Origin of the sequence: Blastococcus sp. LR1 (assembly GCF_020166105.1) — a bacterium.
Lineage (GTDB): Bacteria > Actinomycetota > Actinomycetes > Mycobacteriales > Geodermatophilaceae > Blastococcus.
Genome location: NZ_JAIUJY010000001.1, coordinates 247,569 through 272,671, shown reverse-complemented (window position 1 = coordinate 272,671; position 25,103 = coordinate 247,569). Strand labels below are relative to the sequence as shown.

General features: G+C 75.4%; 21 protein-coding genes. 17 read left to right on the top strand and 4 right to left on the bottom strand.

Features of this window, described 5'->3' with window-relative positions; translation table 11 throughout:
* Positions 1-9: 9 nt before the first annotated feature.
* A complete protein-coding gene (locus LBW97_RS01305) occupies positions 10-270 on the bottom strand; it encodes a hypothetical protein (RefSeq protein WP_224497601.1) in 261 nt (86 codons plus the stop codon).
* Between the two features lie 164 nt (positions 271-434).
* Here LBW97_RS01305 and dinB point away from each other — a divergent pair, with 164 nt between their 5' ends.
* Together dinB and LBW97_RS01295 are read left to right on the top strand one after the other, a co-directional pair.
* Positions 435-1,637, top strand: coding sequence for a DNA polymerase IV (dinB, locus tag LBW97_RS01300; RefSeq protein WP_224497600.1), 1,203 nt, complete (start codon positions 435-437; stop codon positions 1,635-1,637).
* 157 nt (positions 1,638-1,794) lie between these two features.
* On the top strand, positions 1,795-2,190 hold the full coding sequence (locus LBW97_RS01295; protein WP_224497599.1) for a DUF3040 domain-containing protein: 396 nt from the start codon (positions 1,795-1,797) through the stop codon (positions 2,188-2,190).
* A 30-nt stretch (positions 2,191-2,220) separates the two neighbouring features.
* On the opposite strand, the gene LBW97_RS01290 is transcribed toward LBW97_RS01295, so the two are convergent.
* The 3 genes from LBW97_RS01290 to LBW97_RS01280 are packed head-to-tail and all read right to left on the bottom strand — an operon-like array spanning position 2,221 to position 6,826.
* Positions 2,221-4,506, bottom strand: coding sequence for a DUF3488 and transglutaminase-like domain-containing protein (locus LBW97_RS01290; RefSeq protein ID WP_224497598.1), 2,286 nt, complete (start codon positions 4,504-4,506; stop codon positions 2,221-2,223).
* A complete protein-coding gene (locus LBW97_RS01285; RefSeq protein WP_224497597.1) occupies positions 4,503-5,840 on the bottom strand; it encodes a DUF58 domain-containing protein in 1,338 nt (445 codons plus the stop codon). Before LBW97_RS01285 ends, LBW97_RS01290 begins: the two co-directional genes overlap by 4 nt.
* Positions 5,841-5,842: 2 nt before the next feature.
* Positions 5,843-6,826: a MoxR family ATPase gene (locus LBW97_RS01280; protein ID WP_224497596.1), complete on the bottom strand. Its 984-nt coding sequence runs from the start codon at positions 6,824-6,826 to the stop codon at positions 5,843-5,845.
* 222 nt (positions 6,827-7,048) lie between these two features.
* Here LBW97_RS01280 and mraZ point away from each other — a divergent pair, with 222 nt between their 5' ends.
* The 15 genes from mraZ to LBW97_RS01205 all read left to right on the top strand — a co-directional run bounded on the left by mraZ (position 7,049) and on the right by LBW97_RS01205 (position 25,091).
* Positions 7,049-7,483 (top strand): division/cell wall cluster transcriptional repressor MraZ, encoded by a 435-nt coding sequence (gene mraZ, locus LBW97_RS20285; protein WP_224497595.1) that lies wholly within the window; start codon positions 7,049-7,051, stop codon positions 7,481-7,483.
* A 455-nt stretch (positions 7,484-7,938) separates the two neighbouring features.
* Entirely contained in the window at positions 7,939-8,931 is a 993-nt protein-coding gene (gene rsmH / locus LBW97_RS01270) for a 16S rRNA (cytosine(1402)-N(4))-methyltransferase RsmH (protein WP_224497594.1), read from the top strand.
* Positions 8,928-9,557 (top strand): hypothetical protein, encoded by a 630-nt coding sequence (locus LBW97_RS01265; RefSeq protein ID WP_224497593.1) that lies wholly within the window; start codon positions 8,928-8,930, stop codon positions 9,555-9,557. Before rsmH ends, LBW97_RS01265 begins: the two co-directional genes overlap by 4 nt.
* A 3-nt stretch (positions 9,558-9,560) precedes the next feature.
* A complete protein-coding gene (locus LBW97_RS01260) occupies positions 9,561-11,408 on the top strand; it encodes a penicillin-binding protein 2 (protein WP_224497592.1) in 1,848 nt (615 codons plus the stop codon).
* Between the two features lie 87 nt (positions 11,409-11,495).
* Complete coding sequence (locus LBW97_RS01255; RefSeq protein ID WP_224497591.1) at positions 11,496-13,010, top strand: UDP-N-acetylmuramoyl-L-alanyl-D-glutamate--2,6-diaminopimelate ligase; 1,515 nt, start codon at positions 11,496-11,498, stop codon at positions 13,008-13,010.
* Positions 13,007-14,398, top strand: a complete 1,392-nt coding sequence (murF, locus tag LBW97_RS01250) for a UDP-N-acetylmuramoyl-tripeptide--D-alanyl-D-alanine ligase (RefSeq protein ID WP_224497590.1) — start codon at positions 13,007-13,009, stop codon at positions 14,396-14,398. The genes LBW97_RS01255 and murF overlap by 4 nt, the downstream gene beginning before the upstream one ends.
* Positions 14,395-15,471, top strand: a complete 1,077-nt coding sequence (gene mraY, locus LBW97_RS01245; protein WP_224497589.1) for a phospho-N-acetylmuramoyl-pentapeptide-transferase — start codon at positions 14,395-14,397, stop codon at positions 15,469-15,471. Before murF ends, mraY begins: the two co-directional genes overlap by 4 nt.
* Positions 15,468-16,916, top strand: coding sequence for a UDP-N-acetylmuramoyl-L-alanine--D-glutamate ligase (murD, locus tag LBW97_RS01240; RefSeq protein ID WP_224497588.1), 1,449 nt, complete (start codon positions 15,468-15,470; stop codon positions 16,914-16,916). Before mraY ends, murD begins: the two co-directional genes overlap by 4 nt.
* Positions 16,913-18,415 (top strand): putative lipid II flippase FtsW, encoded by a 1,503-nt coding sequence (gene ftsW, locus LBW97_RS01235; protein WP_224497587.1) that lies wholly within the window; start codon positions 16,913-16,915, stop codon positions 18,413-18,415. The genes murD and ftsW overlap by 4 nt, the downstream gene beginning before the upstream one ends.
* Before the next feature lie 8 nt (positions 18,416-18,423).
* Positions 18,424-19,527 carry an undecaprenyldiphospho-muramoylpentapeptide beta-N-acetylglucosaminyltransferase gene (gene murG / locus LBW97_RS01230; RefSeq protein ID WP_224497586.1) on the top strand — a complete coding sequence of 368 codons (1,104 nt, stop codon included), beginning with the start codon at positions 18,424-18,426 and terminating at the stop codon, positions 19,525-19,527.
* A complete protein-coding gene (gene murC, locus LBW97_RS01225; RefSeq protein ID WP_224497585.1) occupies positions 19,524-20,984 on the top strand; it encodes a UDP-N-acetylmuramate--L-alanine ligase in 1,461 nt (486 codons plus the stop codon). The genes murG and murC overlap by 4 nt, the downstream gene beginning before the upstream one ends.
* Positions 20,981-21,778, top strand: coding sequence for an FtsQ-type POTRA domain-containing protein (locus LBW97_RS01220; protein ID WP_224497584.1), 798 nt, complete (start codon positions 20,981-20,983; stop codon positions 21,776-21,778). Before murC ends, LBW97_RS01220 begins: the two co-directional genes overlap by 4 nt.
* A gap of 380 nt (positions 21,779-22,158) precedes the next feature.
* Positions 22,159-23,463, top strand: coding sequence for a cell division protein FtsZ (ftsZ, locus tag LBW97_RS01215; RefSeq protein ID WP_224497583.1), 1,305 nt, complete (start codon positions 22,159-22,161; stop codon positions 23,461-23,463).
* 25 nt (positions 23,464-23,488) lie between these two features.
* Positions 23,489-24,220 (top strand): peptidoglycan editing factor PgeF, encoded by a 732-nt coding sequence (pgeF, locus tag LBW97_RS01210; protein WP_224497582.1) that lies wholly within the window; start codon positions 23,489-23,491, stop codon positions 24,218-24,220.
* A 73-nt stretch (positions 24,221-24,293) separates the two neighbouring features.
* A complete protein-coding gene (locus tag LBW97_RS01205; protein ID WP_224497581.1) occupies positions 24,294-25,091 on the top strand; it encodes a YggS family pyridoxal phosphate-dependent enzyme in 798 nt (265 codons plus the stop codon).
* Positions 25,092-25,103 lie beyond the last annotated feature (12 nt).

Sequence of the window (25,103 nt, the reverse complement as noted above, 5' to 3'; positions counted from 1 at the left end):
GGTTCTCGGTCAGGCCGAACCGTCCGCGCCGCCGTCGGCACCACCATCGGCACCGCCGTCCGAGCCACCGTCGGAGCCGCCGTCCGCACCGGAGTCGGCGCCACCGTCGGCGCCGCCGTCGGCACCCTTGTCCGCGCCCTTGTCGGCGCCCGAGTCCGCGCCGCCGTCGGCGCCACCGTCGTGCGAACCGACAGCGCCGCCGTCGGCACCGCTGTCCGCGCCGCCGTCGGCGCCGGCGTCGCCGGTCGTCTTCTCGTCGTCCAGAGCCATGGCTCCTCCGATCAGGTCGATCCGGGCCGCCGGACGGCGGCCCCTGCGGGCTGCTTACCTCCGTGATCACGAACTCACACCTGCGCCACGACCTGCGCGGCGAGGCGTGCGACACCGGCGGGAGCGGCCGCTATCCTGTCGAACAGTTGTTCGAAGGAGGAGTGGTGGAGCGAGTGGCGGGGTGCACGGTCCTGCACGTCGACATGGATGCCTTCTTCGCCAGCGTCGAGGTGCGGCGGCGCCCCGAGCTGGCCGGCACGCCGGTGATCGTCGGCGGGTCGGGCAACCGCGGCGTGGTCACCTCCGCCACCTACGAGGCCCGCCGGTACGGAGTGCACGCGGCGATGCCGGTCGGCCGGGCGCTGCGGCTGTGCCCGACGGCGACGGTCCTGCCGGGGGACATGGCGCTCTACACCGAGGTGTCCCGCTCGGTCATGGCGCTGTTCCGCTCGATCACGCCGCTGGTGGAGCCGCTGAGCCTGGACGAGGCGTTCCTCGACGTCGCCGGGAGCGGTCGCCGGCTGGGCGACGCCGTGGAGATCGGCGAGCACATCCGGGCCCGGGTCTTCGACGAGCAGGGCATCACCTGCTCGGTCGGGGTGGCCGGCACCAAGTTCGTGGCGAAGCTGGCCTCCACCTCGGCCAAGCCCGACGGCATGCGCGTCGTCCGCCCGGCGGAGGTCATGGGTTTCCTGCACCCGCTGCCGGTGGGCGCCCTGTGGGGAGTGGGGCCCAAGACCGAGGAGACGCTGCTGCGGCTGGGGCTGCGCACCGTGGGCGACCTGGCGCACGTCCCGGCGCGCACGCTGCAGCGGGCGCTCGGCGCCGCGGCCGGCGGTCACCTGCACGAGCTGGCGTGGGGCCGCGACCCCCGGCGGGTCGTCCCCGACGAGCCGGAGCGGTCCACCGGCGCGGAGGAGACCTTCTCCACCGACGTCGACGATCCCGCGGTGATCCACCGCGAACTGCTGCACCTGTCCGAGCGCACGGCCGGCCGGCTGCGTTCGATGGGCTGCCTGACCCGCACGGTGACCATCAAGGTGCGGTTCGCCGACTTCGCGACGATCACCCGCAGCCGCACGCTCGGCACCCCCACCGACGTGGGGAAGGACCTCTACGACACCTCTCGGGCGCTGTACGACGCCCTAGGGCTCGACCGGGCCCGGATCCGGCTCGTCGGCGTGCGGGCAGAGCGTCTCGTCGACGCCGACGAGACGCCCCAGCAACTGGAGCTCGGCGCCCGCGAACACGGTCGTCGGGAGGCCGAGCTCGCCGCCGATCGCGCCGCCCGCCGGTTCGGGGCCGGCGCCGTCCGTCCCGCCACCCTGTTGCACCGTTCGGGGCGTCCCGGCGGGACGCCTCGCTGACCTGCGAAAACGTCCGGCGACGCCTGCTCGGACGGGTGAGCGGGAAGCTCGTACGGCGGGTCGCCACGCCGTCGCCTTTCGCAGCCTGCAATCGGCTCGTATCCTCGGTGACACCGTCGGGGGGAGCCCTCGACGGAACTGGCATTTGGAGGTCGACGTGCCGCTCTCCGAGCACGAGCAGCGTCTGCTGGAGCAGATCGAGCGCGCCCTCGTCGATGACGATCCCAAGTTCGCTTCCTCGGTCCGCACCGGCGATCGCCGGCTGAAGGCCCGCCGCAAGCTGCAACTCGGTGCCCTGCTGGTCCTGGTCGGCCTCGCCGTCCTGGTGGCCGGCCCCGTGACCGGCTCGGTGATCCTCGGCGTCGCGGGCTTCCTCGTCGCCTTCGGCGGGGTCGCCCTCGGCGTGCTGAACTACCGCTCCGCCACCGGCGCCGTCGAGGCCGCCGGGCCCACCGGTCCGCGCGGCTCCTCCGCCGCCGGCCGCGGTGGCCGGACGCGTCAGCCGATGAAGAACCGCCTCGAGGAGCGATTCCGCCGCCGCTACGACCAGTAGCCCGTACGCCTCAGGCCCCGGCCGCCGTCCTCACCGGACGGCGGCCGGTGTCGTTCCGGGGCGTCGGGGGAGTGCGGCCCGCAGTTCGCCCAGCACCGACGCCGGCCACAGCCGCGCCCCCACCCGCCGGTGCCACGGGGCCGCGGCGTCCAGCCCGGCGCGCGCCGTCCGCAGCGCCGCCGGCAGGCGGGCGTCGAGGCTCCCGGCGCCCGGCCGGCCGTAGGTGGCGGCTTCCTCGGCGCGGGCCAGGTCGGCGAAGGCCTCGGCGAGACCGGGTGCCGGGCGCGCCGCGGTGGTGAGCTCCGCGGCCACCTGCCGCGGAGTCCACGCGGGGTCCAGCCGGATGCCGAGGTCGGTGGCGCTCGCGCGCAGCTCGTCCCACAGCCCGGCCGGTGAGCCACCGGCCAGGCGGCGCCGGCGTCGCAGCACCCGCAGGCCGCCCGGAAGGGCCAGCAGCGCTCCGACGGCGGCTCCCGCGCCCACCGCGACCAGCACCGGGCGCAGCGAGGTCGACGAGCCCTGCGGGGTCTGCGCCTGGGGTGCCGGCGCGGGCGCCCGGTCCTCGCGCGGCACCTCCACCGGCGGCGCCTCGGTCGGCGCGGACGGAGCAGGAGCCGCCTCGACCTCCTCGCGCTCGTCGGTGACCCGCGGCGACCACGGCAGGGGCACCCGCCGGTCGAGGGCGATCGGCGTCGGATCGAACGCCACCCAGCCGTAGCCCTGGAAGAAGACCTCGACCCAGGCGTGCGCGTCGTCGCTGGTCACCAGCCTGCTGCGGTCGTCCTGCACCGATCCGGGCGTGTAGCCCAGCGCCACCCGCGAGGGCAGGCCCGCCTGCCGCACCAGCACCGCCATGGCGCCGGCGTACTGCTCGCAGTAGCCGCGCTTGAGCCGGAGGAAGTCGACGAGGTCGTCGCCGGAGGTCCCGGGCGACGTGGACAGGCTGTAGGTGAAGCCGTTGCGCCGGTCGGTGAGGTACTCCTGGATGCGGAGGACCCGCTCGTAGGGTGTGGCCGCGTCTGCCGTGAGCTCGGCGGTCAGCGCGCCGACCGAGGGGTCCAGTTCCGGCAGGACACCGAAGCGCTCCTGCAGCGGGGAGCCCGGCGGCAGCGTCACCGCGCGGCCGAGCAGGTCGGCCGACGGGCGCGGCTCGACGGCCCGCACCCGGTACTCCAGGCCGGCGCTGGAGGTGTCCCGGCCGAACACCGTGCCGGTGGGCCCGTCGAAGCGCCAGGCCCCGCCGTCCTCGCCGACGTCCACCGCCAGGGGCGACGTCGGCACCGGCAGGAACCGATCGTCGTGCTCCAGCACCCGGATCGAGGCGTTCACCGGCCGGCCGGGCTGCCGGCTCGGCAGTGGGGCGAGGAGGTCGTCGTCGGCCACCGAGACCTCACCGTCGAGGTTGCTCAGCGTCCAGCCCTGCTCGGGGTCGTACACGTCCAGGGCCACGGCCCGCAGGTAGCCCAGGTCCTCGACGGATGCGTCGACGCGCAGCAGGTCGATCGGCTCGGGACGGCTCAGCTCCCCGCGCAGCTCCGCCACCGGGTCCAGCGACGTCCCGGTCGCGCCGCCGGCGCCACCGCCCAGGCCGGTGCCGAACGAGCCCTCCGTCACCGTGGGCACGAGCGGGCCCAGGACGACGCCGGCGACCAGCGCCACGGCGGCGATCCGCATCGCGGCCCCGCTGCCCCCGGCTCGCCCGTGCGACCCGGCGAGCGCCCGCTGCTGGTCGGCCCAGAGCAGGACGGCGAACCCGGCCGCCGGAGCCAGCAGCGCCGGTAGCCCGATCGCCCCGGTGACGGTTCCGACCGGAACGCAGAACAGGACCAGCAGGGCGAGCCCGGCGACGGCCGGCCGGCGCGCGGTCACCGCGACGAGGTCCACCGCCACGGCGACCAGGCCCACGAACAGGGTGGTGAGCGCCAGCAGCCCGTTCAGCGGCAGCGCCGGCGTGGCCTGCTCCCGGACCTCGGCCACGCCGTCGGCCAGGACGCCCCCCAGCCCCCTCAGGCTCTCCGGGGTCGGCACCAACCCGGCGACGGCGCCGTCCGGGGCGAACAGCGCGGTGAGCCCGCAGGCCACCAGCACGAGCTGCCCGACCGGGACGAGGAGCGCCCAGGACCCGGAGGGTTCCCGGCCGCCGGCTGCCCGGTCCCCGGCCATCCGGATCAGCAGTCCACCGGCCAGCACCGCGCCGACGACGACGAACGCAGGGGGGAACCAGTCGGAGGAGGTGAAGACCGGGGTGAGCGCGATCGTGCCGAGCAGGGTGGCGACGGCGGCCGCGCAGGCGCTGCGGAGGTCGGCGCGGATCATGCGGACATCCGCGCGGGCGCTGCGGCCAGCGCCCAGGCGTCGGCCACTCCCTGGCCGGCGCCGGCGACGACCACCCGCCAGCCGGCCGCGGTCAGCAGCGTCGCGGCCTCCTCGCGCTGGAGCCCCAGCACGTCGCGCGCCGGACGGCGTCCGCGGCCTGCCGGAGCCGCCCAGCCGGTCACGTCGAGCAGCACGGCGACGTCGGAGCCCCGCCCCGGGCGCAGCTGGGCCAGCGGTGCCACGTCATCGGGCCCCACCGCGCCTAGGAGGCAGATCAGCGGGCCGTCCCCGGCGGCGCGGCAGGCGGTCTCGATCGCGCTCCGGAGATCCGGGACGCGGGAGGGCCCCACAGTGGCCAGCCGGTCGAGCAGCTCGTCGGCGCGCAGCCCCGTCCGGCCCGGAGAGGCGGCGAGCTCGCCGGCGTCGGTGACGACCCGGACGGCCGAGCCGCGCCGGGCCAGGGCGCTGCCGATGCTGGCGGCGGCCTCGACGAGCCACTCGAGGCTGTCGCCGGGCGGGCAGTCGTCACCGGGCGGGCCGGGCAGGGGTGCGGCGTCCCGTCGCGCCGGGGCGAGCAGGTGCGCCCGGGAGCGGGTGTCGAGCAGCAGCGTGCCCTGCGGGTGCCAGGGACGTTCCTCCATGCGGACCATGAGCTCGCCGGTGCGCGCGGTCGCCCGCCAGTGCACCTTGCGCAGGTCGTCGCCGCGCCGGTACTCGCGCACGCTGACGTCGTCGTCGCCGGAGGTGGCGATCGAGCGGTGCGCGCCGCTCCCACCGCGCCCCTGCTCGACGCCGGGGCCGGCGTCCTCCAGCGGTCGGACCCGGGGGACGACGACGAGCGGCACGGTCCCGGTGCCCGACGCGGTGCGCTCGACGAGGCCGAACGGGTCGACGACGCGCAGCCGCAGCGGACCGAGCTCGTAGCGGCCGCGGACCCGGCCGGCGACGGCGTACCGCAGGAGCGCGGTCCCGCCCGAGGGAAGGCCGGACACCGTGTAGCGGGGCGAGGGCCCGAGGGCCGCGGGGAGCTGCTCGGTCAGCAGCCACAGCCCGCCACGACGGTCATCGGTGCTGCCGAGCTCGACGACCACCTCGGCCAGGGCTCCGCGCGGCACGCGGGCCGGGGAGATGCTCCGCCGGGTGCTGATCCGGAACCGGTTCCGGATCACGCCCAGCGCGGCGAGCAGCGGCAGGGCCAGCACGAAGACGGCGAGCTGCACGAGGGACACCTCGCCGAGCACCACCCCCGCCATTGCCAGGGCGAGGCCGCCGCCGATCAGGCACCGGCCGCGCAGGGTGAGGACGGGCAGCGCCCGTCCGCGTGCTCCCCGCATCCTCAGCGACCGCGGGGGACGGGGACCGAGGCGAGCAGCTGTGCCACCACCTGTTCCGCGCTGCGCCGGCCCACGGTGGCATCGCTGCCGAGCAGCAGCCGGTGGGCGAGCACCGGCACGGCGAGGGCCTGCACGTCGTCGGGGAGCACGTGGTCGCGCCCGTCCAGCGCAGCCGACGCACGGGCGGCCCGGAGCAGCTGCAGCCCGGCGCGGGGTGAGGCGCCCAGGCGGAGGTCGGGGGAGCGGCGGGTGGCCTCCACCAGGGCGACCACGTAGCGGCGCACCGCCTCGGACACGTGCAGCCGGCCGACCGCCGCGACCAGCGAGCGCACGAGAGCCGCGTCGGCCACCGGCCGCAGCCCGGCGAGCGGATCGGCGGTCGCGCGGTCGTCGAGCATGGCCAGCTCGGCGGCGGGATCCGGATAGCCCATGGAGACGCGCGCGGTGAAGCGGTCCCGCTGCGCCTCGGGGAGCGGATAGGTCCCCTCCATCTCCAGCGGGTTCTGGGTGGCCATGACCATGAACGGCCGGGCGAGCTCGTAGCTGACGCCGTCGACGGTGACCTGGCGCTCCTCCATGCACTCCAGGAGGGCGGACTGGGTCTTGGGGGAGGCGCGGTTGATCTCGTCGGCCACGACGATGTTGGCGAAGACGGCACCGGGCTTGAACTCGAACTCCCGGGTCTCCTGGTCGTAGACGGCCACGCCGGTGACGTCGCTCGGCAGCAGGTCCGGGGTGAACTGGATCCGCCGGACGCTCGCGTCGAGCGAGGCGGCCAGGGCCTTCGCCAGCGTGGTCTTCCCGACCCCTGGCACGTCCTCGATGAGCAGATGGCCCTCGGCGAGGAGGACCACCAGGGCCAGCCGAACCACCGGGTCCTTGCCCTGGACGACGCGTCCGACGCTCGCCGCGATCCGTGCACCTTCCGCCGCGACGTCGACCGACGGATCGACCGCCTCGTCCGCGGACCGTGTCGTCTCCGTCACCGCCCCACCGTACGTCGACGAGCCGTGGTGACGGGCTGTCGCGACCGCGCTGCCCACAGCTGCGGTCCGGGCCAGGGGCGCAGGTGGAGGTGGGGGGTCACGACACGGGCATGAGTGGTGTCAGGTGGGGGCCAGTGGGTTACTGTGGCGGCCGGTGGAGAGGCAGGGACCGTCCAGGGTGCCTGCGGGGCCACGGGAGGAACAGATGCGGGAGGTGATCCGGTGTTCGTCGGCAGCTATCCGTTGCGACTCGACGAGAAGGGCCGGCTCGCCCTCCCCGTCCGCTTCCGCGACCAGGTGGCCGACGGCATGGTGATCAAGAAGGGCCAGGAGCGCTGCGTCTACGGCCTCACCATGGCCCGGGTCGCCGAGCAGAGCGCCGCGATGGCCGCCATGGCCCCCTCCGACACCGCCCGGGCGCGCATGGCCGCCCGCATGAGCTTCGGGTCGATGGTCGAGATCGAGCCCGACAAGACCGGCCGCATCACCCTTCCGGCCAGCCTGCGCGAGTACGCCGGGCTGGACCGCGACGTGGTCGTGGTCGGCGTCGACACCCGCTTCGAGATCTGGGACGCCGCCAACTGGGAGGCCTACGTGGCCGAGCTGGAGGCCGCGTACGCCGACATGGAGAGCGAGGGGATGCCGACGCTGTCGTGATCCCCGGGAGCCCCCACCCGCCCCCACCGGCCTCCGTGCCGCCCCGTTCGAGCCGCCTTCCCTGCGGCTCGACCGGATCCGGGCCCCAGCCGCCTTCCCCGCGGCTCGGTCCCACAGCGGAGGACGACACGGACGACGAACGGGCCCCCGCCGGCAGGGAACGACCCCACCGGCCCCGCGGAACGCCACCTGACGCTCTTCCCCGACGCCAGGCGGACCCCCGCGGGGCCGGATTCCTTCCCGGACCGGTTCCTGCGCCCCACTCCGCCCCACGGTCCCCACCCCGCCCCACCGCCCCCAGAGACCGACCACCTGACCCACCCCGCCCCACCGCCCCCAGAGACCGACCACCTGACCCACCCCGCCCCACCCGCACCGGTGCGTCCCACCGGGACCCGCCCGCGCGCGGCACCATCGCGGGCACCGCCCGGATCCTTCGAGAGGCAGCAGACGAGATGACCAGCACCGGCCCCGCCGCGGCCTCGGGCCAGCGGCCACCGGTGCACGTCTCGGTCCTCCTGGACCGCGTGCTGGAGCTGCTCGGCCCCGCCTGCGCCGCTGACGGCGCCGTCCTCGTCGACGCGACCCTCGGCCTGGCTGGCCACACCATCGCCCTGCTCGACGCCCACCCCGGCCTGCGGGTGATCGGCCTGGACCGCGACCCCGACGCCCGCGCCGAGGCAGCCCGCCGCATCGAGGCCGCCGGCCACACCGAGCGCGCCACGCTGGTCCCCGCCGTCTTCGACGAGCTGCCCGAGGTGCTCGACCGCCTCGGCATCCGCGAGGTGCAGGGCGTCCTGTTCGACCTCGGCGTCTCCTCGCTCCAGCTGGACCGGCCCGACCGCGGCTTCAGCTACTCCACCGACGCGCCGCTGGACATGCGGATGGACCCCACCGTCGGCCGCACCGCCGCCGAGATCGTCAACAGCTACCCGCCCAAGGACCTGGCCCGCGTGCTGCGCGTCTACGGCGAGGAGCGGTTCGCCTCCCGGATCGCCTCGGCCATCGAGCGGGAGCGGGTCCGCGAGCCCTTCACCGGCACCGCCCGCCTCGCCGAGCTGGTCCGCGACTCCATCCCCGCAGCCACCCGCCGCACCGGCGGTCACCCCGCGAAGCGCACGTTCCAGGCGCTGCGCATCGAGGTCAACGACGAGCTCGGCGCGCTGGAGCGCGCCCTTCCCGCCGCGATCGACGCCCTCGCCGTGGGTGGCCGGATCGCCGTCATCACCTTCCACTCCTTGGAGGACCGGATCGTGAAGCAGACCCTCGCCGCCGAGGCGGCCGACCGGACGCCGCCGGGCCTGCCCGTGCCGCTGCCCGAGTACGGCCCCGTCCTGAAGCTGCTGACCCGCGGAGGAGAGGCGCCGGGCGAGGACGAGGTCTCCGCCAACTCGCGCGCCGCCTCGGCCCGGGTCCGCGCCGCCGAGCGCATCCGGCGGGCGGCATGAGCCGCGCCGCCGCCGTCCGCGTCACCGTGCCGCGCGAGCCGGTGACCCGCGGCACCACGGTCCGCACCTCCACGACCGCCTCGCCCCGCACGTCCACCGCCCGCACGTCCACCGCCCGCACGTCCACCGCTCGCACCGCTTCGGCGCGGGTCACGGGCGCCCGCACGACCCGTCCCACCACCCGGCCGGAGCTCCGCCTGGTGCCGACCGTCGGCGCCCGGCCGCGTCGCCGGGCGCGTGGCGCGCTGCTGTCCCGCAAGGCGACGGTCGTGCTCCTCATGCTGGCGATGCTCAGCCTGACCACGGTCGGACTGCTCGTCCTGAACACCGCCATCGCCGTCGACTCGCTGCAGGCCAGCAAGCTCCGGGCGGCCAACGCCGAGCGCGCCCAGGAGGTGCAGCGTCTCGAGCGCGAGGTCGTCTCCGGCGCGACCCCCACCGAGATCGCCCGCGAGGCCGCTGACGCCGGTCTCGTGCCCGCGGGCGTGCCCGGCTACCTGGTGATCGGCCCCGAGGCGACGGCGATGCGGGGCACCCCCGAGCCGGCTCCGGCTCCCGGACCGGCTCCCGCACCGGCCCCCGCTCCGGCCGAGGGGCCGGCGGCAGGCACCCCCGGCGGGAACTGAGCCGTGCCGAACGACGTCCGCGGACCCGCCGGGGGCTCCCGACCCGTGCGTCCGGCCGGCACCGGCCGGGCCGACACCGGGCCTTTCGTCTCCCGTCGCGCCCCGGGCACCAGGCGCACGCGCGGCGCCGGTCTCTCGGTCGACCAGCGGGGCCGGCGCAACAAGTGGGGGCTGACCTTCCTCGTCACCCTGCTGGTCTTCGTCGTGGTCCGCCTCGTGGTGGTCCAGGGCGTCGACGGCGCCGCCTACGCCGCTGAGGCCGAGCAGGACCGGCTGCGCAACTACACGGTGGCCGCCCTCCGCGGCCAGGTCCTCGACCGGGACGGCAACCCGCTGGCCTACACCGTGGACGCCTCCCGCGTGGTCGCCGACCCGTCCATAGTCAAGGACCCGCGGCGTGCCGCGCTGGCGCTGACCACGCTGCTCGACGTCCCCGTTCCCGAGCTGACCGAGCGGCTCTCCCGCGACGGCCGCTACGTCGTGCTCGCCGCCCGGGTGCCCCCGGAGACCGCCGACGCGGTCGAGGAGCTGGGGCTCGCCGGGATCATCCTCGAGGACGACCCGGAGCGGCTCTACCCGGCCGGCGCGGTGGGTGGTCAGATCGTCGGCTTCGTCGGCCGCGAGGGCGAGGGGCTGGCCGGCGTGGAGAGGACCTTCGAGGACCAGCTGTCGGGCACGGACGGCCGGCGCATCGTGGAGGTCGGCAGCGGCGGGCACCCGATCCCCTCGGGCATCGACGAGGTGACCGAGGCGACCGACGGGCACGACGTCACCCTGACCATCGACCAGGACCTGCAGTTCGTCACCGACCAGCGGCTGGGGGAGGCCTGCGCGGACGGTCACACCTCCCAGGCCTCCGCCGTCGTGCTCGACGTGAAGACCGCAGAGGTCGTGGCGATGGGGTCCTGCCCGGGCTACGACCCCGGCAAGTACTCCGAGACCGACCCCGACCTGCTCGGCAACCCGGTGGTCTCCGACGTCTTCGAGCCCGGCTCGGTCATGAAGGCCGTCACCCTGGCCGCCGCCGTCGAGGAGGGCAAGGCCACGCCGGACCGGGTCCTCTCGGTCAACGGGCACATCGACGCGGGCGACCGGGTCGTCACCGACGCCCACGACCACGCCCCGGTCGACTGGACCGTCACCGGCATCCTCGCCAAGTCCAGCAACGTCGGCACGATCATGCTGGCCCGCGAGATCGGCGACGCCAAGCTCGAGGAGTACCTGCGCGCCTTCGGCGTCGGAAGGACGACGGGCATCGAGCTCCCCGGCGAGAGCCGCGGCATCCTCGAGGACTCGGCGGACTGGACCGAGAGCCGCGCCGCCAACGTCCCGATCGGGCAGGGCGTCTCGGTGACCACGCTGCAGATGGCCTCCATCTATCAGGCGCTGGCCAACGGCGGGGTCCGCGTCGAGCCGCGCATCGTCCGGTCGGTGACCACCCCCGGCGGCCGGGTCACGCCGACGCCGGAGCCGAAGAGCACGCGGGTGGTCAGCCGGTCCACCGCGGACGCGCTCGCCCACATGCTCGAGGCCGTCGTCGGTCCCGGCGGCACGGCCCCGCTGGCGCAGATCGAGGGCTTCCGCGTGGCGGGCAAGACCGGCACCGCCCAGCGGGCCAACCCGGAGACCGGCAGCTACGCCGGCGGCGGGTACATCACCACGTTCGTCGGCTTCGCTCCCGCCGACGATCCGCAGTACGTCGTCGCCGTCGACCTCGAGCGGCCGACCAGCTCGGCCGAGGGCGGTCAGGTCGCCGCCCCGGTCTTCGCCGATCTCATGCGGGCCGCGCTCACCGGCGACGGCGTCGTGCCGTCGGGCACCGCGCGTCCCGAGTTCGACCTCACCGGCTGACGACGCCCGCCCCCACCACCCGCAGGACGCGCGGGTGGTGCCCATGCGTGCCGGTCGGGCGCGCTCCCGCCGGTAGATTGGAGCCCTGTGACCCCGCTGCCCCTCACCGCACTGGCCGACCTCGTCGGCGGACCGGTCGGTCCGGCAGTCGATGCCCCCGGAATCACGGGTGTCACCCTCGCCTCGAACGAGGTGCGCCCCGGTGATCTGTACGCCGCGCTGCCCGGTGCCCGCACGCACGGCGTGCGCTACGCGGCCGACGCCGTCGAGCGCGGTGCGGTGGCCCTGCTGACCGATCCGTCCGGCCGGGACGAGGCGCTGGCGACCGGCCTCCCGGTGTGCGTGGTCGACGACCCGCGCGCGGTGCTGGGCGCGGTGGCCGACCGGGTCTACGGCGAGCCGAGCGCGCGGATGACGGTGCTGGGCATCACCGGGACCAACGGCAAGACCACGACGAGCTACCTGGTGGAGGCGGGCCTCGCCGCATCAGGCCGACTCACCGGCCTGATCGGCACGGTGCAGACCCAGACCCGGGCAGCCGACGGCACGGTGACGGCGCTGCCCAGCGTCCGGACCACGCCCGAGGCCCCCGCGCTGCACGCCCTGCTGGCCGGCATGGCCGACGCCGGGGTCTCGGCGGTCGTCATGGAGGTCTCCAGCCACGCCCTCGTGCAGGGGCGCGTCGGCGGGGTCCGCTTCGCCGCCGCCGGGTTCACCAACCTCGGCCGCGACCACCTGGACTTCCACACCGACATGGAGGACTACTTCCAGGCCAAGGCGCTGCTCTTCGACGGCCGCGCGGCCGTCGAGGTGGTCGACGTCGACGACGCCTACGGCCGCCGGCTGGCCGAGCGTCCCGGCCGCCGCCCCGTCACCGTGGCCAGCACCGAAGGCGCCGGAGCGGACTGGACCGCCTCCGACGTCGCGACGGCGCCCGGGGGTGGCTCCACCTTCGTGCTGCACGGCCCCGGCGGCCGCAGCTGGCCGGCCCGGGTCCGGCTGCCCGGCCGCTTCAACGTCGCCAACGCCGTCCTCGCCGTCGCCCTGCTCGACAGCGTCGGGATCGCCGTCGAGGACGCCCTCACCGGTGTGGCCGGCACCGTCGTCCCCGGCCGCATGGAGCCCGTCGAGGCGGGCCAGCCCTTCGTGGCGGTCGTCGACTACGCGCACACCCCCGACGCCGTCCGCACCGCGCTCGCCGCGCTCCGGCCGGACACGACCGGCCGCCTCATCACCGTCCTCGGCTGCGGCGGCGACCGGGACGCCGGCAAGCGCCCCGGGATGGGCGCCGCGGCTGCCGAGGGCAGCGACGTCCTGGTCGTCACCGACGACAACCCGCGGTCGGAGGAGCCGGCCGCGATCCGGGCCGCGATGCTGTCGGGGGTCGCCGAGGTGCCGGACGGGCGCCGGGCGGAGATCATCGAGGTCGCCGGGCGCCGGGAGGCGCTCGCCGCGGCCGTGCGACTGGCGCGGGCGGGGGACACCCTGCTCGTGGCGGGCAAGGGGCACGAGACCGGTCAGGAGGTCGCAGGGACGGTGCATCCGTTCGACGACCGCGACGTCCTCCGCGAGCTGCTCGGAGCCGGGGGGACGCCGGCATGATTCCCCTCACTCCGGCCGAGATCGCCGAGGCGACCGGCGGACGCCTCGAGGGCGACGCCGGCGCCGCCGTGACCGGAGCCGTCACCCTCGACTCCCGCGCCGTCGGAGTCGGTGACCTGTTCGTCGCCGTGCCGGGCGAGCGCGTGGACGGGCACGACTTCCTCGCCGCCGCGGCGGCCGCGGGTGCGGTGGCCGCGCTGGTCACCCGCCCGGTCCCGGACCTGCCGTGCGTGGTCGTCGACGACCCCGTGGTCGCGCTCGGCCGGCTGGCCTCGGCCGTGCACCAGCGGCTCACCGCCAGCGGTCTGCGCACCCTCGGCATCACCGGCTCCTCCGGCAAGACGTCGACCAAGGACCTGCTCGGCCAGGTGCTCGCGGCGGCCGGCCCGACCGTGAGCCCGCCCGGGTCCTACAACAACGACATCGGCCTGCCGCTGACCGTGCTCTCCGCCGACGAGGCCACCCGGTTCCTCGTGCTGGAGATGGGCGCGCGCGGGATCGGCCACATCGCCCGGCTCTGCGCGGTGGCCCGCCCGCAGGTGGGCGTCGTCCTCAACATCGGCTCGGCGCACCTGGGTGAGTTCGGCTCCGCCGACGTGATCGCGCAGGCCAAGGGTGAGCTGGTCGAGGCGCTGCCGGAGGACGGCACCGCCGTCCTCAACGCCGACGACCCCCGGGTGATCGGCATGGCCCCGCGCACCGCGGCCCGGGTGCTCGCCACCGGCCGCGCCGCCGAGGCCGACGTCCGGGCCACCGGGGTCACCCTCGACGACTCCGCCCGCGCCCGCTTCACGCTGGTCGCCGCGGGGGAGGAGCACCCCGTCGCGCTGCAGGTCGTGGGCGAGCACCAGGTGGCCAACGCGCTGTCCGCGGCCGGGGCCGCGCTCGCCGTCGGCATGGCGCCGGCGCAGGTGGCGGCCGCGCTGTCGGCCGCCGGCCCGCGCAGCCGCTGGCGGATGGAGCTCACCCGCCGGGACGACGGCGTGACGATCGTGAACGACGCGTACAACGCCAATCCCGAGTCGATGCGGGCCGCGCTCGCGGCCCTGGCGGGGCTGCCCGCCGAGCGCCGCATCGCGGTGCTCGGCGGAATGGCCGAACTGGGCCCGGACGCCGACGACGAGCACGAGCGGCTGGGCCGCGACGCCGTGGCCGCCGGCGTCGACGTCGTCGTCGCCGTGGGCCCCGATGCGCTGGGCATCGCCGGAGGTGCGACCGCCGCGGGGCGGCGCGAAGGAGAGGAGTCGGTGCACGTGCCGGACCGGGCCGCTGGCCTCGCGCTGCTGGAGGAGGTGCTGCGCCCCGGGGACGTCGTCCTCGTGAAGGCCAGCCGCTCCTACGGCCTGGAGCTGCTCGCGGCCGACCTGCTGGGCGGTGCCGGGCAGTGAGGAGCATCCTGGTCGCGGCCGCGGTCGGCCTGATCATCTCCATCCTGCTCACCCCGCTGGCCATCCGCGCCTTCCGCCGGCAGGGCCTGGGCCAGGAGATCCGCGACGACGGCCCCGAGAGCCACCTGTCGAAGAAGGGCACGCCCACGATGGGCGGCACCGTCATCGTCGGGGCCACCGTGCTGGGCTACCTCGTCGCGCACCTGGTCTTCGTCGGCCAGGCCGGCTGGGGCTTCACCGCCACCGGCCTGCTGCTGCTGTTCCTCATGGTCGGCATGGGCACCGTCGGGTTCCTCGACGACTACCTGAAGATCCGGCACCGGCGCAGCCTGGGGCTGAACAAGACCGCCAAGCTGGTCGGCCAGCTGGTCATCGGCGTCACGTTCGCGGTGCTGGCCATCAACTTCCCGCACAACGGGGTCACGCCGGCGTCGACGGTGGTGTCCTACGTCCGCGACATCGCGCCGCTGACCCTGGGCCCGATCGCCTTCGTGATCCTGGCGTACCTCTTCATCGCCGGGTTCTCCAACGCGGTGAACCTGACCGACGGCCTGGACGGGCTGGCCGCCGGCTCCTCGGCGATGGTGCTCGCGTCCTACGTCGTCATCTCGTTCTGGCAGTTCACCCACGACTGCGCGAACGAGCTGATCGAGGGCTGCTACACGGTGCGCGACCCGCTCGACATCACGCTCATCGCGGCGTCGGGCATGGGCGCCTGTCTGGGCTTCCTGTGGTGGAACACGAGTCCGGCCCGCATCTTCATGGGCGACACCGGCTCGCTGGCGTTGGGTGGCCTGATCGCCGGGCTGGCGATCGTCACGCGGACCGAACTGCTCCTGATCGTGACGGGTGGCCTCTTCGTGGCGGTCACGCTGTCGGTGATCATCCAGGTGGCGTTCTTCCGCGCCACCCGCCGGCGGGTCTTCCGCATGGCGCCGCTGCACCACCACTTCGAGCTGGCCGGCTGGACGGAGAGCACCGTCATCGTCCGGTTCTGGCTGGTCACCGGCATGGCCGTCGCCTTCGGGCTGGGGCTGTTCTACGCCGACTGGCTCAGCTTCGTGGGCCTGTGAGCGGGGCTCTCGCCGGCCGCACCGTCCTCGTCGCCGGTCTCGGCGTCTCGGGGGTGGCCAGCGCCCGCGTGCTGCTCGACCAGGGGGTCCGCGTCCTGCTCACCGACGCCGCCCAGGTGCCGGCCGTCGCGGAGCTCACCTCCGCCGGCGCGACCTGGCTCGGCGCGGTGGACTCCGCGCCGGCCGGCGTCGACCTGGTCGTCACCTCGCCGGGCTGGCGGCCGGACAACCCGCTGCTGGCCGACGCCGCCGCCCGGGGGATCGAGGTCGTGGGTGAGCCGGAGCTGGCCTGGCGGCTGCGCATCCCGGGGCCTGACGGCACGCCCGCGCCCTGGCTCGCGGTCACCGGCACCAACGGCAAGACGACGACGGTGACGATGCTCGAGGCGATCCTGCTCGCGGCGGGACGGCGCGCGGTCGCGGCCGGCAACGTCGGCCGCCCGCTGGTCGAGGTCGTCACCGCCCGGGACGAGGACGGCACCCCGACCTACGACGCGATCGCCGTCGAGCTCTCCAGCTTCCAGCTGCACTGGTCGGCGACCCTGGCGCCCGCTGCCGCCGCCGTCCTCAACGTCGCCGACGACCACACCGACTGGCACGGCTCCTTCGCCGCCTACCGCGACGCCAAGGCCCGCATCCTGGAGCGCTCGCCGGTCGCCGTCGCCGACGGCGGCGACGCCGTCGCCGCGCGGCTGGTGCAGGGCCACGCCCGCCCGGTCACCGTCACCCTCGGCGAGCCCGCGCCCGGGCAGCTGGGCGTTCGGGCCGGTGTGCTGGTGGACCGGGCGTTCGCCGACGACCCGGCGGGCGAGGTCCTGATGGAGCGCGCCGAGCTGCAGGTGCCCGGCCCGCACAACACCGTCAACGCCCTCGCCGCCGCCGCTCTGGCCCGCGCCGTCGGCGTGCCGGCCGACGCCGTGGCCCGCGGGCTCGCCGGCTTCCAGGGCGGCGAGCACCGCAACGTCCTGGTCGCCACCGTGGACGGCGTCGACTACGTGGACGACAGCAAGGCCACGAACCCGCACGCCGCGGGCGCCTCCCTGGCCGCCTATCCGCGGGTGGTCTGGATCGCCGGCGGCCTGCTCAAGGGCGCTGACGTCGACCCGCTGGTCGCGGCCGTGGGGCCCCGCCTCGCCGGGGTGGTCCTGCTGGGCCGGGACCGGGCCGAGATCGCCCGCTCCCTGGTGCGACACGCGCCGTCGGTGCCGGTCGTCGAGGTGGCCAGCGGCAACGATGACCGGATGCAGGCGGACCGGCCCGACCCCGCGGTCACGATGGCGCGCGTCGTCGCGGCAGCCGCGGAGCTGGCCCGCCCCGGTGACACCGTCCTGCTGGCGCCCGCCGCAGCCTCCATGGACGTCTTCCGCGACTACGGTCACCGCGGCAAGGCGTTCGCTGACGCGGTGCGCGCCCTCGCTGACGGGCCGACCGGGGGAGCGCGATGACCAGCACCGAGACCCGGCCACGGGCGGCGCGGACCGACCGCGACCGCACCGGCGGCCGGGGCACCCGGGTGACCCGGCCGACGCACCGCTGGACCGGGCCCGCCTGGCTCGACGGCCCCATGACCAGCGCCCACCTCGTGCTCGGCTCGGCCGGTCTGCTGCTGCTCATCGGCCTGGTCATGGTCTTCTCCGCCTCGGCGATCGAGGCCGCGCTGGACGACCAGCCGGCCTGGGCGCCCGGGGTGAAGCAGCTGGTCCTGGCCTGCGTCGGGGTCGGGGCGATGGTGGTCGGCATGCGGCTGCCGGTCGGCCTGATCCGCCGCCACGCACCGAAGGCCCTGGTCGTCGTCTTCGCCCTCCTGCTGCTGGTGCTGATCCCCGGTATCGGGATCCAGCGCAACGGCGCCCGCCAGTGGATCCCGCTCGGGTTCACCGACTTCCAGCCCTCGGAGATGGGCAAGCTCGTGTTCGCCCTGTGGGGCGCGCACATGCTGGCGCTGCGCGAGCGCTACATGACCACGCGGGCGCTGCTGGTCCCCGTCCTGCCCGTGTTCGGCGTCCTCTCGCTGCTGCTGATCGCCGAGCCCGACTTCGGCGGCGTGGTGAGCCTGGGCCTGGTGCTGGTCGGCCTGCTCTGGGCCGGCGGGCTGCCGATGCGCTGGTTCGGCGTCTTCGCCGCCGCCGCGGCCACCCTCACCGTGATCGCGGTGCTGATCGCCCCGTACCGGATGGAGCGCATCACCGCGTTCATGGATCCGTTCGCCGACCCCACCAACACCGGCTTCCAGGCCATCCGCGGCTTCTACGCGCTGGCCAACGGCGGGTTCTGGGGCGTGGGGCTGGGCAACAGCGCCATGAAGTGGAACATCCTCCCCGAGGCGGAGTCCGACTACATCTTCGCGATCATCGGCGAGGAGCTGGGCTTCCTCGGCTGCCTGGTGGTCGTCACCCTGTACGGCGTGCTCGCCTACGCAGGCTTCCGGATCGCCCGCCGCTCCGCCGATCGGTTCGTCCAGCTGGCCAGCGTCGCGATCACCGTGTGGCTGATCGGCCAGGCGACCATGAACATGGGCTACGTGGTGGGGATGCTTCCGGTGACCGGTGTGACGCTGCCGCTGATCTCTGCGGGTGGCACGTCGCTGATCCTCACCCTCTTCATCGTCGGCCTGCTGGCCAGGTTCGCCTGCTCCGAGCCCGCCGCCGTCGAGCACCTGCGCACCGCCGAGCGCAGCCGCCTGGCGCGCCTGCTCATGCCGGCGCCCGCGCACGCGGTCGACCCGGTGCCCCCGCGGCGCTTCCCCGACGAGACGGGAGCCGGGTCGCCGGTCGTCGCCGGCGCGCGCACGCTCGTGCACGCCCGGGGGACGTCGACCCGGCGGACGCCGCCCCGCACGGAGGCCCCGCGGACCGGTGGATCCCCCCGCGGGGCGGCAGGTCGCCCGCCCGCGCCCGCCCGTCGCGACCCGGCGCCGCGCCGACGCCCCGGCGGGAACCGGTGACCGGGGCGATGTCGGTCGTGCTGGCCGGCGGCGGGACCGCCGGGCACATCGAGCCGATGCTCTCGCTCGCCGACGCCCTGCGCCGGCGCGGCGGCCCCGACCTGCGGATCACCTGCCTGGGCACCGCGCGCGGCCTGGAGACCCGGCTGGTGCCCGCCCGCGGATACGACCTGCGGCTCATCCCGCCGGTGCCGCTGCCGCGCAAGCCCACCCTCGACCTGTTCCGCGTGCCGGGGCGGGTGCGCCGCTCGGTGGCCGACACCCGGGCGATCCTCGACGAGGTCGGGGCCGACGTCGTCGTGGGCTTCGGCGGCTACGTGGCGCTGCCGGCCTACCTGGCCGCGCGCCGCGCCAAGCGGGGGCGGGCGGGGATACCGATAGTGGTGCACGAGCAGAACGCGCTGCCCGGGTTGGCCAACCGCATCGGCGCCCGGCTCGCCGCCCGGGTGGCGCTGACCGTTCCCGGCACGCCGCTGCACCGGGGCGAGCACGTCGGCATGCCCCTGCGGCGCAGCATCTCCACGCTGGACCGCGCGGCGCTGCGCGCGGAGGCCCGGCAGACGTTCGGTCTGGACGCCGACCGGCCCACCCTGCTGGTCTTCGGCGGTTCGCAGGGCGCCCGGACGCTCAACCTCGCCGCGGTCGCCGCCGCCGACGCGCTCACCGACGCCGGAGTGCAGGTGCTGCACGCCCGTGGCCCCAAGAACACCGGCGTCCAGGTTCCGGAGCGCCCCTCGGGCCGCGCGCCCTACGTCGTCGTCGACTACCTGGAGCGGATGGACCTCGCCTACGCGGCTGCCGACCTGGCGCTCTGCCGCTCCGGCGCGGTGACGGTCGCCGAGCTGTCGGCGGTCGGGCTGCCCGCGGCCTTCGTGCCGCTCCCCATCGGCAACGGGGAGCAGCGCCGCAACGCGCTGCCGGTGATCGAGGCCGGTGGCGGGCTCCTCGTCGAGGACGCCGACCTCACGCCCGAGTGGATCACCGGAACGCTGCTGCCCCTGCTCTCCGACCCCGAGGCCCTGGCCGGCCTGGCCCGGCACGCCGCCGCGGCCGGCGTCCCCGACGCCGACGACCGGCTGGCCGACATCGTCTGCGAGGTGGCGACCCGATGAGCGCAGCTGACGTCGCGAACTGGACGGGGCCGGTGCCGTCCCTCCCCGAGCTGGGCGCGGTGCACTTCATCGGCATCGGCGGCGCAGGGATGAGCGGGATCGCCCGCATCCTGCTCGCCCGCGGCGTGCGGGTGTCGGGCAGCGACCGCCGGGACAGCCCCACGCTGCTGGCGCTGCGGGCGCTGGGCGCGCGGACCGAGCTGGGGCACGCCGCCGAGCACGTCGGCGATGCCGACACCGTCGTCGTCTCGACCGCGATCCGGGCCGACAACCCGGAGCTGGTGGCCGCCCGCGAGCGGGGCTTGAGGGTGCTGCCCCGGGCGGTGGCCCTGGCCGCGGTGATGGCCGGGCGGCGGAGCATCGCCGTCGCCGGGACCCACGGCAAGACCTCGACCACCTCGATGCTCACCGTGGCCGTCCAGGCGTGCGGGGTCGACCCGTCCTTCGCCATCGGCGGCACGCTGAACGAGTCGGGCAGCAACGCGCACGCCGGTGAGGGCGACGTCTTCGTCGCCGAGGCCGACGAGAGCGACCGCTCGTTCCTGCTGCTCGCGCCGTTCTGCGCCATCGTCACCAACGTCGAGGCCGACCACCTGGACAACTACGGCGACCTCGCCGCCGTCGAGGCCGCCTTCGACCGCTTCCTGCAGACTGTCGACCCGGCCGGCTTCGTGGTGATCTGCGCCGACGACCCGGGCGCGGCGCGGCTGCGGACGGTTCCGACGCCGGCCCGCGTGCGGACCTACGGCACCGCAGAGGACGCCGACCTCCGGCTGACCGACCTCGAGGTCGCCGCCGAGGGCACCAGCTACACCGCGGTGCTCGACGGGACCGAGCTCGGCCGGGTCCGCATCCAGGTCCCGGGGGAGCACATGGCGCGCAACAGCGCCGCCGCGCTGCTCACCGGGCTGGAGCTCGGGCTCCCGGCCGACGCCCTCGTCGAGGGGCTGGGCCGCTTCGGCGGCGTGCACCGGCGGTTCGAGCTCAAGGGCGTCGCCGGTGGCGTCCGCGTGTACGACGACTACGCCCACCACCCGACCGAGGTCGCCGCCCAGCTGAAGGCGGCGCGAGCGGTCGCGGGGGAGGGGCGCCTGGTGGTGGCCTTCCAGCCGCACCTCTACAGCCGGACCCAGGAGTTCGCCGAGGGCTTCGGCGCCGCCCTGGGGCTGGCCGACGAGGTCGTGGTGATGGACATCTACGGCGCCCGGGAGGACCCCGTGCCGGGCGTGACCGGCGCGATGGTCGCCGACGCGGTGCCGCTGCCGGCCGACCGGGTCGTGTTCGAGCCGTCGTGGTCGGCTGCCGGCCCGGCGCTCGCCGCCCGGGCGCGCTCCGGTGACCTTGTCATGACGATGGGCGCCGGGGACGTGTCGATGGTCGGGCCGGAGGTGCTCGACGCCCTGCGCGCCGCCGCGGGTGCTGCCGGGAAGGACGCCGCGCCGGACGCCGGACTGTGAACCGGACCGGTCGCACCACCCGGGACCGCACCAGCGGCGGCCGTCGGCCGGCCGAGCGCCGCGGCTCCAGCGCCGCGCCGGCGTCGGGTCGACGGCGGCCGCTGGCGCCACGCCGGCGCCGCACGCTGCAGGCGGCCGCGCTGCTGACCGTCCTGGCGGTGGTCGGCTGGCTGCTCTGGCTCGGGCCGGTGCTGGCCGTGCGCGACGTCCAGGTCGACGGGCTCAGCGCGCTCACCGCCGAGGAGGTCCGCGAGGTGGCGCGCGTGCCGGACGGGGTTCCGCTGCTCCGGGTGGACGTCGGTGCCATCGAGGACCGGGTCGCGAAGCTGCCCGGGATCCGTTCCGCACAGGCGGCCCGTGGCTGGCCGGACCGGATCGTGATCACGGTGGCCGAACGCATCCCGGTGGCGGTCGTGGGCACGGCCGGTCGCCGCTCGCTGGTGGACGCCGACGGCGTCCTCTTCGACACCGTCACCGGGGATCCGCCGCGGGAGGTCGTCCGGCTCGACGTGGACGAGCCCGGGTCCGCCGACCCCGCCACGCAGGCGGGCATCGCGGCCATCCGGGCGCTCCCCGGCAGGCTGCGCGACGACGTCGAGCAGGTGGCGGTCCGCGATCCGGAGGCCATCGAGCTGACGATGCGGGACGGAACCGTCGTCCGGTGGGGGAGCGCGGAGGAGTCGGGAACCAAGAGCCGGGTCGTCGCGGGGCTGCTCGAGCGGATCGGCGACGGCGAGCTGGAGCCGGCCGAGCTCATCGACGTCAGCGCGCCCGACGCAGTCGTCCTCCGTTAGCCCCTGCGACGCGCCTCTGCCGGCGCGGTGGCGCAGCGTTGCCGGACGCCTCCGCAGGGGTTCTGACCAGGGCGTCCGCCGACACGCCCGCCACCGCGACACGCCCGACACGCGATCCGGTCGCGGATGTTTTCCGTCTCGTGCGCCGGCCGTTTCCTGAACCCCGGCATGAGACGCTTCCGGCGCGCGTCGTCACGCCTCGTGATGCGAATGTGACCATTGGGTCGTGAGGGTCTGGTGCGATCCGTGCACACCGACACGCCGAGCCGGACGGGGTGCTTGTGACCCCTCCGTGACCCCACCTAGCTTTCTCCACGTCAACGAGTTGACATAACTGTAAGGCTGAACTTGAGGATGAGGGTCCAGTTGGGGAGCGCCGCATGACACCTCCGCACAACTATCTAGCGGTCATCAAGGTCGTCGGCATCGGCGGCGGCGGGGTGAACGCGGTCAACCGCATGATCGAAGTCGGCCTCAAGGGGGTCGAGTTCATCGCGATCAACACCGATGCCCAGGCGCTGCTCATGAGCGACGCCGACGTGAAGCTCGACGTCGGCCGCGAGCTGACCCGTGGCCTCGGAGCGGGCGCGCAGCCCGACGTGGGCCGCCAGGCCGCCGAGGACCACCGCGAGGAGATCGAGGAGGTCCTCAAGGGGGCCGACATGGTCTTCGTGACCGCGGGCGAGGGTGGTGGCACCGGAACCGGTGGCGCCCCCGTCGTCGCGTCGATCGCACGCAAGCTCGGTGCGCTGACCATCGGTGTGGTCACCCGTCCGTTCGCCTTCGAGGGCAAGCGGCGCGCGGTGCAGGCCGAGTCGGGCATCGACGAGCTGCGCAACGAGTGCGACACGCTGATCGTGATCCCGAACGACCGGCTGCTGCAGCTGGGCGACCGGAACGTCAGCGTCATGGACGCCTTCCGCACCGCCGACCAGGTGCTGCTGTCCGGCGTCCAGGGCATCACCGACCTGATCACCACGCCGGGTCTGATCAACCTGGACTTCGCCGACGTCAAGTCGGTCATGTCCGGAGCCGGCTCCGCCCTGATGGGCATCGGCAGCGCGCGCGGTGACAACCGTGCGCTCCTGGCCGCCGAGCAGGCGATCGCCTCGCCGCTGCTGGAGGCCTCGATGGAGGGCGCCCACGGCGTCCTGCTGTCGATCTCCGGTGGCTCGGACCTGGGGCTGTTCGAGATCAACGAGGCAGCCTCGCTGGTCTCCGACGCGGCTCACCCGGACGCCAACATCATCTTCGGTGCCGTCATCGACGACGCCCTGGGTGACGAGGTGCGGGTGACGGTCATCGCCGCCGGCTTCGACGGCGGGCGTCCCACGCGCAAGGACGGTGCCACCTCCACGATGGCGACCGGCGGCACGTCGGCGGGATCGGCCTCGCCGTTCGCCACGCACCGCCGCTCGGTCGCCGCTCCGCCGGTGGCCACGACGCCGCCGCCGGTCCCGGCCGCCGCACCGCAGGCGGCCCAGCCGCCGGCGCCGGTGACGGGGGAGCGGCTCGCGCCGCAGCCGTCGGGCGGGTCGGCGACCCCGCAGCGTCCGGCCCAGGGCGGTGGCATCACGGTTCCGCCGCTGCCGCCGATCCAGGGCGCCAACGCCAACGGGCGCCGGCCGCTGTCGAACGAGGACTTCGAGGAAGAGCTGGACATCCCGGAGTTCCTCAAGGGCTGATCGCGGGCCGTAAGGTCTGCGAGCAATGAGCATCAACCCGGCCGCTCCGTCGGCGGTGCGACCCCGCAGGGTCGTCACCGACCGGCGGGGCGGCCGTTCTCGTTCCCCGTACGACTCCTTCAACCTGGGTGACCACGTCGGCGACGAGCCGGCCGACGTCGCCGCCAACCGGGCCCGCGTGGCCCGGGAGCTGGGTGTGGGGGAGGACCGGCTGGTCTGGATGTCCCAGGTGCACGGCACCGGCGTCGCGATCGTCGACGGACCCCAGGACGGTCCGCTGCCCGACACCGACGCCCTGGTCACGAAGACTCCGGGCCTGGTGCTCGGCGTGCTGGCGGCCGACTGCGTGCCGGTGCTGCTCGCCGACCACGAGACCGGTGTCGTCGCCGCGGTGCACGCCGGACGCGAGGGCGTGCGCAAGGGCGTCGTCCCGGCCACGCTCTCGGCGATGGCCAGCCTGGGTGCCCGCGCCCGCCACGTGACCGCGCTCCTGGGTCCCGCCGTGTGCGGCGAGTGCTACGAGGTGCCCGAGGCGATGCAGGCCGAGGTGGCCGCCGTGGCGCCCGCCGCCGCGGTGCGCACCCGCACCGGGACCCCCGGCCTGGACCTGCGCGCGGGCGTGGCCGAGATCCTCCGGAAGGCCGGCATCCCCGAGGTCGTCCAGGACCCGCGCTGCACGGTGGAGGACCCCACCCTCTACTCGCACCGCCGGGAGGGCGTCACCGGCCGCCAGGCCGGGCTCGTCTGGCTGGCATAAGGTCCACGCCTCCCCCCCACGCCTCGCGAGCTCGGCGCGGGCCCCTGAAGCGTGGCCGCGGGAGGATGGCGTCATGTCCCGCCTCGAGGAGAACCTGCGGGCCGTCCGCGCCCGGATCGACGCCGCCGCGCGGGCGGCCGGACGCGATCCGGCCGACGTCGCCCTGCTCGCAGTGAGCAAGACCTGGCCCGCCGACGACGTCCGCGCGCTCGTCGCCGCCGGACAGCACGACTTCGGCGAGAACCGGGTCCAGGAGCTGCTGGGCAAGGCGGGCGTGCTCGACGACGTCGACCTGCGCTGGCACTTCGTCGGCCAGCTGCAGCGCAACAAGGCGGCGGCGGTGGCCCGCACCGGGGCGGTCGTCCACTCGGTGGACCGCCCGGCGCTGGCCGCGATCCTCGATCGAGCCGGCCAGGACCTGGGGCGCCCCGTCGAGGTGTTCGTCCAGGTGGACCTGGGTGGCCCCGAGGGGGAGGCCGCGGCCCGTGGTGGCGCCTCGCCCGAGGAGCTCCCGGCCCTCTGCGACGCCGTGGCCGGTGCGGAGGGCCTGCGGCTGCGCGGGCTCATGGCGGTGGCGCCGCGGGGCGCCGACCCGGCGCCCGCCTTCGCCCGGCTGGCCGCCCTCTCCGAGGCCCTGCGGGCGGATCATCCGGAGGCCCGGGAGCTGTCGGCGGGCATGAGCGGGGACCTCGAGAAGGCGGTCGCCGCCGGCGCCACGCTCGTGCGTGTCGGTACCGCGTTGTTCGGCGCGCGCCCCCTACCCTGCGATGAGTTCGAGGAACACCAGCCACGCGAGTCACAGCAGTCACACGCGGCGCACGGGAACCGAACTACTGGGGACGATGTGACAGCCGCGCAGACGCGACGCTGAGGACACCGGCAG